At 68.1% G+C, this 13,028-nt stretch carries 8 protein-coding genes and 1 pseudogene; 5 read left to right on the plus strand and 4 right to left on the minus strand.

Translation table 11 applies throughout. The annotated features are described in order from the left end of the window. Positions 1-76 precede the first annotated feature (76 nt). On the minus strand, positions 77-2,704 hold the full coding sequence (locus K8P63_RS16830; RefSeq protein ID WP_223797157.1) for an Rne/Rng family ribonuclease: 2,628 nt from the start codon (positions 2,702-2,704) through the stop codon (positions 77-79). Positions 2,705-3,198: 494 nt separating this feature from the next. Here K8P63_RS16830 and K8P63_RS16835 point away from each other — a divergent pair. The 5 genes and pseudogenes from K8P63_RS16835 to K8P63_RS16855 form a co-directional block, all read left to right on the plus strand. Further along, positions 3,199-4,017 (plus strand): annotated as a pseudogene (locus K8P63_RS16835) (N-acetylmuramoyl-L-alanine amidase family protein); the annotation flags it as partial. Beyond that, entirely contained in the window at positions 4,014-4,754 is a 741-nt protein-coding gene (locus tag K8P63_RS16840; protein ID WP_223797159.1) for a class I SAM-dependent methyltransferase, read from the plus strand. The pseudogene K8P63_RS16835 and the gene K8P63_RS16840, both read left to right, overlap by 4 nt. 63 nt (positions 4,755-4,817) lie before the next feature. Then, positions 4,818-7,289 carry a penicillin-binding protein 1A gene (locus K8P63_RS16845; RefSeq protein ID WP_398287846.1) on the plus strand — a complete coding sequence of 824 codons (2,472 nt, stop codon included), beginning with the start codon at positions 4,818-4,820 and terminating at the stop codon, positions 7,287-7,289. A 145-nt stretch (positions 7,290-7,434) separates the two neighbouring features. After that, positions 7,435-8,562 (plus strand): peptide chain release factor 2, encoded by a 1,128-nt coding sequence (gene prfB, locus K8P63_RS16850; RefSeq protein ID WP_223797160.1) that lies wholly within the window; start codon positions 7,435-7,437, stop codon positions 8,560-8,562. After that, positions 8,559-9,266, plus strand: a complete 708-nt coding sequence (locus K8P63_RS16855; protein WP_223797161.1) for a class I SAM-dependent methyltransferase — start codon at positions 8,559-8,561, stop codon at positions 9,264-9,266. The genes prfB and K8P63_RS16855 overlap by 4 nt, the downstream gene beginning before the upstream one ends. 76 nt (positions 9,267-9,342) lie before the next feature. Here K8P63_RS16855 and K8P63_RS16860 read toward each other — a convergent pair whose 3' ends face one another. The 3 genes from K8P63_RS16860 to hflK form a co-directional block, all read right to left on the minus strand. Next, a complete protein-coding gene (locus K8P63_RS16860) occupies positions 9,343-10,932 on the minus strand; it encodes a Do family serine endopeptidase (protein ID WP_223797162.1) in 1,590 nt (529 codons plus the stop codon). A gap of 113 nt (positions 10,933-11,045) precedes the next feature. Then, positions 11,046-11,900 carry a protease modulator HflC gene (hflC, locus tag K8P63_RS16865; protein WP_398288919.1) on the minus strand — a complete coding sequence of 285 codons (855 nt, stop codon included), beginning with the start codon at positions 11,898-11,900 and terminating at the stop codon, positions 11,046-11,048. 10 nt (positions 11,901-11,910) lie between these two features. Continuing rightward, positions 11,911-12,972, minus strand: a complete 1,062-nt coding sequence (hflK, locus tag K8P63_RS16870; protein ID WP_223797164.1) for an FtsH protease activity modulator HflK — start codon at positions 12,970-12,972, stop codon at positions 11,911-11,913. Positions 12,973-13,028: the final 56 nt, after the last annotated feature.

Consider the following 13,028-nt stretch of genomic DNA (forward strand, 5'->3'; position numbering starts at 1 on the left):
CTTTCGCCAATGCCGCTGAACCGGGTCTGACGAACGCCCCGCCCCCGCACATCGCGCGGGAGCGGGGGTCGATCGATCAGGCGCCGAAGGTGCGCTGCCACCAGCCGCGACGCGGCGCCTCGCCCGATGCGTCCTCGGCGGCGTCCGGGGCCGCTACGGCCTCGACCGGCGCCTCGACCGGCTCGGCCTCGGGAGCCACGACCGGCTCGGCGACCGCAGCAGCCGCACGGCGACGACGGGTCGGCGCCGGGGCGGCCACGGGTGCGGGCTCGACAGCCTCCTCGCTCACCGGCGCAGCAGCCGCCTTACGACGGCCACGACGCGGCTTGGGCGCTTCCTCGGCCACAGCCGGCTCCGCGACCGGCGTCTCGACCACCGGTGCGGGTGCCGCTTCGACCAACGGCTCGGCGACCGGAGCCTCGGCTGCAGCCTTGCGGGCGCGGGGACGGCGGCGCGCGGTCGGTGCGGCCTCCTCGGCGACCGGGGCCGCTTCGACCACCGGCTCGGCTTCAGCCACCGGCTCGGGCGCGACGACCTCGACCGGCTCCGCAGCCGGGGCGGCCTCCGCCTCGACGGCCTCGGCGGCGCCGCCGCGATCGCGACGACCACCGCGCCGGCCACGACGACCGCGACGCGGACGCTCTTCCTGGCCCGTTACGACTTCGACCGGCTCGCCAGCCTCGGTCTCGGCGTCGGCCTCGACCGGCGCCATGTCTTCGACGCCGTCATCGTCCGAAGCGGCTTCGCCGTCCTCGTTCGAGGCCTCGCCCTCGACCGCGTCACGGCGCCCGCCACGACGGCGGCGACGGCGGCGACGACGACGGCCTTCGCCATCCTCGCCTCCTTCGGCGGCGCGCTCCTCGCGCTGCTCCGGTGCCGCGGCCTCTTCGTCTTCCTCGTCCTCGATCTCGTCGACGATGTCGTCGTCGGGCTCGGGCACGATCGGCTGCGGCAGGCGCGGCGCGTGGCTCGGCGGCATGCCCGATGCCTCGACCGCCATGCGCGCACCCTCCGGGCGACCGTCGCTGATGATCTCGATCACGACGCCATAGCGTTCCTCGATATCGGCCAGCTCCGCGCGCTTGCGGTTAAGGACGTACAGCACCGCTTCCTGGCTCGCGCGCAGCACGAGGTGCGAACCGCGGCCGCGTGCGGCCTCTTCCTCCAGCAGGCGCAGCGCCTGCAGGCCGGACGAGGATGCGGTGCGGATGAAGCCGGTGCCCTCGCAATGCGGGCAGAGCCGCGTCGACGCCTCGAGCATGCCGGTGCGCAGACGCTGCCGGCTCATCTCGAACAGCCCGAACGACGAGATGCGGCCGACCTGGATGCGGGCGCGATCGTTCTTCAGCGCCTCCTTCATCGCCTTCTCGACCTTACGGTTGTTCGAACCGTTCTCCATGTCGATGAAGTCGATGACGACGAGGCCCGCCATGTCGCGCAGGCGGAGCTGGCGCGCGATTTCCTGCGCGGCTTCGAGGTTGGTCGCGGTCGCGGTCTGCTCGATATTGTGCTCGCGCGTCGAACGGCCCGAGTTGATATCGATCGAGACGAGCGCTTCGGTCGGGTTGATGACGATATAGCCGCCCGACTTCAGCTGCACGACCGGCTGGTACATCGCCGCGAGCTGATCCTCGACGCCATAGCGCTGGAACAAGGGCACCGCGTCCGAATAAGGCGCGATCTTGCGGGCATGCGCCGGCATCAGCAACTTCATGAAGTTGCGCGCGGCGCGATAGCCATCCTCGCCCTCGACGATGACCTCGTCGATATCCTTCGAATAGATGTCGCGGATCGCGCGCTTCACCAGATCGCTGTCGCGATAGATTTCGGCGGGGGCGGTCGAGCCGAGCGTCGCTTCGCGAATATCGTCCCACAAACGGGCGAGATAATCGAAGTCGCGGCGAATCTCCTGCGTGGTGCGCTGCAGCCCGGCGGTGCGGACGATGCAGCCCATCGTGTTCGGCAGGTTGAGATTGGCGAGGATCGACTTCAGCCGCTTGCGATCGGCCGCGTTCGATATCTTGCGGCTGATGCCGCCGCCATGGCTGGTGTTCGGCATCAGCACGCAATAGCGGCCGGCCAGGCTGAGATAGGTGGTGAGCGCCGCACCCTTGTTGCCGCGTTCCTCCTTGACGACCTGCACCAGCAGCACCTGGCGCCGGCGGATGACGTCCTGGATCTTGTAGCGGCGGCGCAGGCTCATCCGCTTCTGGCGCAGCGATTCCGCCGCGCCATCGTCGCCACCGCCGGTGGAGACGGGCTTGGGCGCCGGCGAATCCTCGTCGCCATGCTCGTCTTCATAATCCTCGGCGGCGTCCAGCGTCTCGCGCGCGCCGTCGTCGTCGAGCCGCTCGATCGCGTCGACATCGTCGTCGTCGTCATCCTCGCGGGCGCGCAGCGCCTCTTCCTCGGCGGCATGCTCGGCTTCTTCGCGGAGCAGCGCCTCACGATCCTCCTTGGGGATCTGATAATAATCGGGATGGATTTCCGAGAAAGCGAGGAAGCCGTGGCGGTTGCCGCCGTAATCGACGAACGCGGCCTGCAAGGACGGCTCGACCCGCGTCACCTTGGCAAGATAGATATTCCCCTTGAGCTGCTTATGCTCTTCGGACTCGAAATCGAATTCCTCGATGCGGTTACCCTTGACGACCGCCACACGGGTTTCTTCCCGGTGGCGCGCGTCGATCAACATGCGCGTGGACATTTATTGTTCTCCGGGCGCTCCGCCGTGCCGCCGTGCGGCGCGGAGCGCGATAAAATGGAAGCGGGGCTTCGGCGTCTTCACGCCCAGCGACGCTCCCGATGATGATGGACTTTGCCTCTGCCGCAGGCCCACGCGCGTCGACGATCGGCGCGCAAACGTCCCTCGCGCGCCAGCCCCGCCCCTCGGCGGATCGGCTGGACGTGGGGAAAAAATGGTGCATGCAGCTTCAACCTGGGCTCGCCGGCCGCGATACGCCGCGCCGGCACGGACCGGCGCGGGATGGGCTGGTTGATAGCCTCCGACCGGACAGGGGTGCGTAGCACCTACCCTGACGCCCGGCAACCCATAGCTCCCGAACGACAAATGCCCATGTGGCGACGCGGCGATAACGGCGCAAGTGGCGGCGATCCGGGCGGATTCACAGCGCGCCGGCGATACGCTAGGCAAGAATTGTGCGCTTTGCCCTCGCCCTCCTCCTGCTGACGCTGCCGGTGGTGTCCGCGCGCGCCGCGCCGCCGCCCAATCGCGCCACGGCGCGCATCCCGCCGCGCCCGGCGCAACTCGCGCTGCCCAAGGTCGAGGGGCCGCGCGACCGCTCGCTGCCGCTGGTGGTGATCGACGCGGGCCATGGCGGTCACGATCCCGGCTCCTCGTCGTCCGACGGGCGCGTCGACGAGAAGGACGTGGCATTGCGGATCGCCAAGACGATCCGCGACGAGCTGGTCGACAGCGGACGCGTGCGGGTCGCGCTCACCCGCTCCGACGATCGCTTCCTTGTCCTGGCCGAGCGGCGCGAGATTGCGCGCGCGCTCCATGCCGATCTGTTCATCTCGATCCACTGCGACAGCGCGCCGACCCCGCTGGCGCGCGGGGCGAGCATCTACACATTGTCGGACACGTCGTCGGACCGCGTCGCCGCTGCGCTGGCGGCGCGCGAGAACAAGGCCGACGTCATCAACGGCATCGACCTTTCCGAAGAATCGAACGACGTCTCGTCGATCCTGATCGACCTCGCCCAGCGCGAGACCATGAACAATTCGTCCGCCTTCGCCAGCCTGCTCCAGCGCGAACTTGCGCCGACGATCGGCTTCAAATCGACCTTCCACAAATTCGCCGGGCTGATGGTGCTGAAGGCGCCCGACGTGCCCTCGGTCTTGTTCGAGACGGGCTATATCTCGAACGACGACGATCTCGCATTGCTCACCTCCGAAAGCTATCGCCACAAGATCGCGCTGGGCGTACGACATGCCGTCGAGGCGCATTTCGCGCGCCAACTGGTCGAGCGGACCAGGAACGGGGAGGACATACCATGATCCGTGCCTGCATCGTCGCAGCGGCGTTGGCCGTCGCATCGCCCGCATTCTCGGCAGCGCCGGCCGGCTATGCCGCCGCCATCGCCGATCCCGGCCGCCCCGCCGCCGACACGGCGCGCGATGCCGAGCGCAAGCCTGCCGAGATGCTCGCCTTCGCAGGCGTGAAGCCCGGCATGGTGGTGATGGATCTGGTGCCGGGCGGCGGCTATTTCACCCGCTTGTTCTCCGCTGCGGTCGGCCCGAAGGGCAAGGTGATCGCCTACGTCCCCGACGAATTCGCGCAGAAGGTGGCCAAGGCGCTGCCGGCGATCCAGCCGGTGATCGCCGAGCCGGGGCGCGGCAACGTGATGATCTCGCACGATCCGCTGATGGCGCCGGCACCGCCCGGCACGATCGACATCGTCTGGACGTCGGAAAATTATCACGACCTGCACAATCTGGGCGGGGTCGACGTCGCCGCGTTCGACAAGCGCGTGTTCGACGCGCTGCGCCCCGGCGGCGTGTTCGTCGTGATGGACCATGTCGCGCCCGCGGGCTCGGGCTTCGCCAACACCAGCGACCTGCACCGCGTCGATCCGGCGGCGGTACGCAAGGAAATCGAATCGGCGGGCTTCAAGTTCGATGGGGAGTCGTCGGTGCTGGCGAACCCCGACGATCCACACACCGCCAAGGTGTTCGATCCCGCGATCCGCGGCAAGACCGACAAGTTCCTCTACCGCTTCCGGAAGCCGGGCTGAGCCGCGAGCGGCCACGCCATCTGCTGCGTGCAAATCGGCCCGACCTGATCTAGTCCGACGCGCGTGAAGCTCGCTCTCCCCCGCCTGCCCCACGGGTCCGGCCGCCTTTCGCACCTGTTCGCGCGCCGCTGGGTGCGGTGGGGCCTCGCCGCGCTCGTGCTGCTGGCCGCCGCTTATGGCCTGCTCTGGGCGCTGTTCCTGCGCGACCTGCCCTCGGCGCAGGCGCTGCTTGCCTACGAGCCGCCGCTGCCGACCAACGTGCGCGCGATCGACGGCACCCCGGTCTACAGCTTCGCGCGCGAGCGGCGCGTGCAGCTTTCCTACGACGAATTTCCGCCGCAGCTCGTCCAGGCATTCATCTCGGCCGAGGACAAGACCTTCTTCCATCATACCGGCGTCAACCCGCTGACCTTCCTCAACGGCGTCTACGAATATGTGACCAAATACGGGTCGGGCGAGCGCGCGCATGGCGGCTCGACCATCACCCAGCAGGTCGCGAAGAATCTGATCGTCGGCAACGAATATTCGCCGACGCGCAAGATCAAAGAGGCCGTGCTCGCCTTCCGCATCGAAGGCGCGATGTCGAAGCAGCAGATCCTCGAGCTTTACCTCAACCAGATCTTCCTCGGCCGTAACGCTTATGGCGTGCAGGCGGCCGCCTTGGCCTATTTCGGCAAGGACGTGGGCCAGCTGACCCTGCCCGAGGCCGCTTACCTCGCCACTTTGCCGCGCGCGCCAGCCAATTACGATCCCGATCGCCACGCCGAGCGCGCGCGCGATCGCCGCTCCTACGTGCTGCGGCAGATGCGCGAGAACAACTATATCACGCCGGCGCAGGAAGCGGCCGCGGACGCCTCCCCGCTCGGCACGGTCGCGCGCTCCGACGCACGCCGCGACGCCGAGCGCGCGTTCGACGGTTATTATATGGAAGAGGTGCGGCGCGAGCTGATCGCCAAATACGGCACCGACGACAATGACGGCGCCAACAGCGTCTATGCCGGCGGATTGTGGGTGCGCTCGTCGCTCGACACCGCCGCGCAGAAGGCGGTCGAGCAGGCACTGCGCGATGGCCTCGTCCGGTTCGAGGCGGCCGCCGGCTGGCGCGGCCGTTCGGGCCATATCGACATTGGCGACGATTGGGCGGCGAAGCTTGCGAGCTTCGATCTCGGCACCGGCTATGCCAATTGGCGCAAGGCGCTGATCCTCGAGAAATCGCCCGCCAGCGCGCAGCTCGGCTTCGCCGACGGGACGACCTCGCAGCTTTTCCCATGGGGCGCGGCGGCACCGAAGCGCGGCATCGGTGGCCGCGCGTTCGACTTCCTGCACAAGGGCGACGTGGTGATCGTGGCGCCCGCCGGATCGGGCTGGGCGCTGCGCTCGATCCCCGACGTGTCGGGCGGCATGGTGGTCGAGAATCCGCACACCGGTCAGGTGCTCGCGATGCAGGGCGGGTTCGATTCGCACCATCCGTTCAACCGCGCGACGCAGGCGTTCCGCCAGCCGGGCTCGTCGTTCAAGCCGTTCGTCTACATGGCGGCGCTGGAAAGCGGGATGACACCCGCCTCGATCATCGTCGACGGGCCGTTCTGCGTGTTCCAGACCGCGCAGCTCGGCACCAAATGCTTCCGCAATTTCTCCGGCGGCTATGCGGGCCCGCAGACGATGCGCTGGGGCGTCGAGCAGTCGCGCAACCTGATGACGGTGCGCGCCGCCAGCCAGGCGGGCATGGACAAGGTGGTCGGCGTCGCCAAGGATTTCGGCGTGGGCACCTATCCGCCCTACATCGCTTATTCGCTGGGCGCAGGCGAGACGACCGTACTGCGCATGGTCAACGCTTATTCGGAGCTCGCCAATCAGGGCCGGTCGCTCACCCCCTCGCTGATCGATTATGTGCAGGATCGCCACGGCAAGGTGATCTGGCGCGCCGACGAGCGGCCGTGCGAGGGCTGCAACGCGCCCGACTGGAATGGCGGCGCGATGCCGCGGCCGCGGCCGCGCAGCCACCAGGTGATCGACGCGATGACCGCCTATCAGATGGTCCACATCATGGAGGGCGTGGTCCAGCGCGGCACCGCCACGGCGCTGCGCGATCTCGGCCGGCCGATGTTCGGCAAGACCGGCACGAACACCGGCCCGACCAACGTCTGGTTCGTCGGCGGATCGGCCGATCTCGTCGGCGGCGTCTATATCGGCTACGACAAGCCGCGCCCGATGGGCGGCTATGCGCAGGGCGGCACGATCGCCGCGCCGATCTTCCGCCAGTTCGCGACGGTGGCGATGAAGGACATGCCGGTGGTGCCGTTCAAGGTCGCGCCGGGCATCCGCATGGTGACGATCGACCGACGTTCGGGCCGCAAGATCTTCGGCGCGTGGCCGTCGCCCGATCCGTTGTCGCCCGTCATCTGGGAGGCGTTCAAGCCCGAAAGCGAGCCCCGCCGCGTGATCGGCAAGGCTGAGCTCGCCCAGCGCCCGGCCGAGAAGCGCGCGATCCGCAGCGACAGCGACTTCTTGCAGGCGACGGGGGGTATTTACTAGATGACTCTCAATCCCCCGCCGTTCGCCCTGAGGAGGGGCTGAGCACAGGCGAAGACCCGTCTCGAAGGGCCTTCGAGACGCCGCTTCGACAGGCTCAGCGGTTCCTCAGGCCGAACGGTGGCAAACGAAAACAAGGACAAAGATCATGCGCGCCGAAGCGCAAGCCCATATCGACCAGATCGACGCCGCGCTGGCGCTGGTCCGCCGCTTCCTCGACTGGGACCGCGCCGTGCGCCGCCTCGACGAGTTGAACAACCGCGTCGAGGATCCGAAGCTGTGGGACGATCCCAAGGCGGCGCAGGCGGTGATGCAGGAGCGGCGCCGGCTGGACGAGGCGATCGCCGCCGTCAACACGATCGACCGCGAGCGCACCGATACGGTCGAGCTGATGGAGATGGCCGAGGCCGAGGGCGATACTGCTTTGGTCGACGAGGGCGTGGAGTCGCTCGCGGCGCTCGCCGCGCGCGCCGAGACCGACAAGATCAAGGCGCTGCTCGCGGGCGAGGCCGACGCCAATAACAGCTATGTCGAGATCAACGCCGGCGCCGGCGGCACCGAGAGCCAGGATTGGGCCGAGATGCTGCAGCGCATGTATACGCGCTGGGCCGAACGGCGCGGCATGAAGGTGGAGTTGATCGACCACCATTCGGGCGAGCAGGCGGGCATCAAGTCCGCCACGTTGCTGCTCAAGGGCGAAAATGCCTATGGCTATGCCAAGACCGAAAGCGGCGTCCACCGCCTCGTCCGCATCAGCCCCTATGACAGCGCGGCGCGCCGCCACACCAGCTTCTCGTCGGTCTGGGTCTATCCGGAAATCGACGACGATATCGAGGTCAATTACAACGAGAGCGACCTGCGCATCGACACCTATCGCGCATCGGGCGCGGGCGGCCAGCACATCAACACGACCGATTCCGCCGTCCGCATCACGCACATTCCAACCGGCATCGTCGTGCAGTGCCAGAACCAGCGTTCGCAGCACAAGAACAAGGCCGAGGCCTACAACCAGCTTCGCGCGCGCCTCTACGAGCGCGAACTCGCCGAGCGCGAGGCGGTGGCCAATGCGCAGAACGCCACCAAGACCGATATCGGCTGGGGCCACCAGATCCGCTCCTACGTGCTCCAGCCCTATCAGCTGGTGAAGGATCTGCGCACCGGCGTCACCTCGACCGCGCCATCGGATGTCCTCGACGGCGATCTCGACAAGTTCATGGCGGCGGCGCTGTCGCAGCGCGTGACCGGCGAGACGGTCGAGGTCGAGGACGTCGAGTGAGAGCAGTCGCGCTGACGGCGCTCCTGCTGCTGGCCGGCTGCACCAAACACGGCAGCGCGACGGCGGACCGCACCGGCGACGGCTTTCCGACCGTGCACCGCTCGGTCGCCCCGACGGTGTCGCCGCAATGGTCGAACGAGAGCGAACGCGACCGGCGGCGCGAGGCAGGCGCGGTGATGGCGGCGGCCGGCATCCGCCCCGGCATGACCGTCGCCGATCTCGGCGCGGGCGAGGGCTATTACACCATCAGGCTGGCGGCGAAGGTGGGCAAGGACGGCCGCGTCCTCGCCGAGGATATCGTGCCGGCCTATCACGATGCGCTGGCCGACCGCGTCTATCGCGATCGGCTCGACAACGTCTCGGTCAAGCTCGGCAAGCCCGCCGATCCGGAGCTGCCCGCGGGCAGCTTCGACCGGACTTTCATGGTCCACATGTACCACGAGATCGCGTCGCCCTACGAGTTCCTATGGAAGCTGCGCCCGGCGCTGCGCCCCGACGGACAGGTGGTGGTGGTCGACGCCGATCGGCCGACGCAGGCGCATGGCACGCCGCCGGCCGATCTCGACTGCGAGTTCCGGGCGGTCGGCTATGCGCTGACCAAGCGGGTCAGCATGCCGCAGGCCGGCGGCTATCTCGCGCTCTATCACGCCGAAGGCCCGCGGCCCGCACCGAGCGCGATCGTCGCCTGCCCTGCTGGGTCTTAAGCAGAGCCTTCGCCGCCCCTCCCGTCACCCCGGACTTTTCCGAGGTGACGGCGAGAGGGGAGGCCGAAGCCCCTGCTTACTTGCCCGCGACCAGATCGACGCCCAGGTAGATGGCCGGGCGGTTGCCGCGCTGGACGAGCAGCAGGATCGTCTTGAAGCCGGCGCGCTTGGCGGCATCGACCGCCGCCGCCGCATCCGCCCCGTTCGACACCGGGCGCTGCGCGATGGCGAGGATGATGTCCTTCTGCTGCAGGCCCTTCGACGCTGCGTCGCTCGACGGATCGACGCTGGTCACGACCACGCCGCGCGCGGTGGTGACGCCCAGTTGCTGCGCGATCGCCGGCGTCAGCGTCTGCAGCGAGATGCCGAGCGCGCTGCGCACCGATGCGGGCGCGCTCTGGCCCTCGGGCGTGGTCGGGCCGTTATCGTCGTCGCCGTCCTCGGCCGAGGCGATCTTGTCCTCCGACGGCCGCTCGGTCAGCACCGCAGTGAAGGTCATCGGCTTGCCGTTGCGGATCAGGTCGATCGGCACGTGCGCGCCGACCGGCAGGCCGGCGACGATGTAGGACAGGGTGTTGTCCGGCGTGATCTCGACATTGTTGACGCGGGTGATGACGTCGCCCTGCTGGATGCCGGCCTTGGCGGCGGGCTGGCCCGACTCGACGCGCGCGACGAGCTGGCCACGATCCTTGGGCAGCTTCAGCGCGGCGGCGATGCTCTCGTCCATCGGCTGGATGGCGACCCCGAGATAGCCGCGACGGATCTTCTGCCCCTTCATCAGCTGCAGCACGACCGGCTTGGCCTGCTCGGCCGGGATGGCAAAGCCGATGCCGACATTGCCGCCCGAGGGCGAGTAGATCGCCGTGTTGATGCCGACGACGTTGCCGTTCAGATCGAACATCGGGCCGCCCGAATTGCCCTGGTTGATCGCCGCATCGGTCTGGATGTAGCGATCATAGGGGCCAGCGGTGATGCTGCGGTGGATCGCCGAGACGATACCGGCGGTGACCGTGCCGCCGAGCGCGAACGGATTGCCGATCGCGATCACCCAGTCGCCGACGCGGGTGTGGGTGGAATCGCCGAACTGCACGAACGGCAGGTTCTGCGCATCGATCTTGAGCACGGCGAGATCGGAGGTCGCGTCCTTGCCGACCACCGTCGCCTTATATTCCTTGCGATCCGGCAGCGTGACCGTGATCGACGTGACCGTCACCTTGCCCTGCTCGGTGGGGATGCCCGAGATGACGTGGTTGTTGGTGACGATGTAGCCGTCGGCCGAGATGATGAAGCCCGAGCCGAGCGACACCGCATCGCGCGTCGCCGGCGTGCCGCCGCTCCCGCCGCCATTGCTGCCACCACCGTTGCCGCCGCCATTATCGTCGCCCTGCCCGCCGAAGCGGCGGAAGAAGTCGCCGAACGGCGTGCCCGCGAACGGATTCTGCTGCTGGGGAACCTGCACCTTCTGCGTGGTGGAGATGTTGACCACTGCCGGCTGCAGCTTCGCGGCGAGATCGGCGAAGCTCATCGGCGCGCCGCGCGGGGCGGAGGCGGCCATCTGCGACGGCGCGTTCTGCGCGACCTGCGCACCGAGTGGTTGCTGCAGGACGACCGTCGCGGCGGCACCACCGACCAACATGGCTCCGGTCAGGGCATAAGCATAGCGCACTACGGAATTCTCCTGGGAAATGCTGAGCGGCGTCAGATTCGCGCCGATGGAACGGTCGGCAAGATGTGTCGATCCACGGCTGAATGGAAATTGAATGGCCGTTTGCCCGCGCCTTACCGCCGCGAACCCCGGAATTGACGGAGATAGTCATTGTCGGGCGACAGGATGATCGAGGCGGCACCGCGCGGATTTTCATCATCGGTGCCGAATGTCGTCCGATATGACTGCATCGCACGGTAGAAATCGTAGAAATTGGCATCCTTGCCGAAGCTCGCGGCATAGGTCTTGGCGGCCTCGGCGTCGGCCTCGCCCATCACGATCTGCGCCTCGCGCCGGCCCTCGGCCTCGATCGAGCGCGCCTCCTGCTGGCGCGCGGTGCGCATGCGGTTGAACGCGCTTTCCAGCGGCGTGCCGTCGGGCAAATCGGCGCGCTTGATCCGCACGTCGACGATCTCGGCGCCATATTGCGCGGCGACGCGGGCGAGCGCGTTGCGGATATTGCCCATCACCACGTCGCGTTCGGGCGTCAGCAGCGCGGCGAACGGGCGCTTGCCCAGTTCGTTGCGCAGCGCCGAGCCGAGGATCGGCTTCAGCGCGTCGCTCACCCGGCGCTCGGTGCCGGCCGCGACATACATCTGCACCGGATTGACGATGCGGTAACGCGCATAAGCGTCGACCTCGAGCCGCAGCTGGTCGGTCGAGAGCACCGCCTGGCGCTGCATGTCGAAATCCAGCACGCGCTTGTCGATCCAGACGAGATTCTCGACGAACGGCACGCGCCCGACGAGCCCCGCGCCGGTGCCGCCGAACGTTTCGCCCGGATGATAGGCGTTGATGACGCGCACCGGCTTGCCGAAGCGCAGCACCAGTGCCTGCCGCGTTTCGGGCACCACCGCGAGGCTCGCCGCCGTGGCCGCCAGCAGCACCAGCGCGATGCCGGCCCACCACAGGAGATTGCGCCTGAGCATATCGGGCATGTTACTTCCCCTGCGGCGCGGGTTGCGGCCGCTGCGCCGGCTGGATCGGCAGATAGGGCGTCACGCCCTGCGCCTCGACAATCGTCTTGTCGGTCTTGGCCAGCACCTTCTCCATCGTCTCGTAATACATACGCTGGCGCGTCACTTCGGGCGCGAGCTTGTATTGCTCGTAGACCTTGTCGAACGCGGTCGCCTCGCCCTGCGCCTTGGCGGTGACCTGCGTCGCATAGGCATGCGCCTGGTTGAGATAGGATTGCGCGGTCTGCTGCGCGGCGGACACTTCCTTGAACGCGTCCATCACGCCGCTCGGCGGATCGGCCTGCTTGATCGCGACGCCCTGGATCAGGACGCCGGCATGATAGCGGTCGAGGATCTCCTGCGCGCGCTCGGCCACGCGCGCCTCGATCTGGCTGCGCCGCGCGCCGATCGCCTCGTTCAGAGTCACGCGGGCAATCGCCTCGCGCATCGCGCTCTCGGCGACTTCCTTGATCGTGCCGTCCGGATCGGCCAGCTCGAACAGATAAAGCTCGGGATCGCGAATGTCCCAGCGCACCGAATATGCCAGATCGATTATGTTCTCGTCGCCGGTGAGCATCAGATTCTGGCCCTGCGCGCCATCCGCGCCGGTGTCGATGTCGATGACGTGGATGTTGTCGACGTCGATCTTCGTGACGATGTCGATCGGCGCGGGCAGCGAGAAACCGAGGCCCGGCTGCAGCGTACCGGCATATTTGCCGAGCCGCGTGATGACGCCGCGCTGCTGCGGGCCGATCGTGTGCGTGCTGGTCACCGCGATCCAGAGCAGGAACGCGCCGAGCACCGCCCAGCGCCACAGGCCGCCAAGCTCGATCTCCGGATGGCGACCGCCGCCACCGCCGCCGCTCAGCCGCGCGCGACCGCGCCGGATCAGCGCGTCCAGCGCCGAGGGGCCGGTCGGGCCGGGCCGCCGGCGCGGACCGCCGCTGCCCCACGGGCGCTTCGGCTCGTTGGACTCGTTTCCGCCGGAGCCCCCGCCCCAGGGGCCGCCCTCGTTCAACACCACGCCCGGCATTCTTTCTGTCATGCGCGCCCTTATAGATATCGCCTTTAGGAAAAACAGTGCCCTCGGTCAGTCGAAGG

Origin of the sequence: Sphingomonas nostoxanthinifaciens, assembly GCF_019930585.1 — a bacterium.
In the GTDB taxonomy this organism is placed as follows: domain Bacteria; phylum Pseudomonadota; class Alphaproteobacteria; order Sphingomonadales; family Sphingomonadaceae; genus Sphingomonas_I; species Sphingomonas_I nostoxanthinifaciens.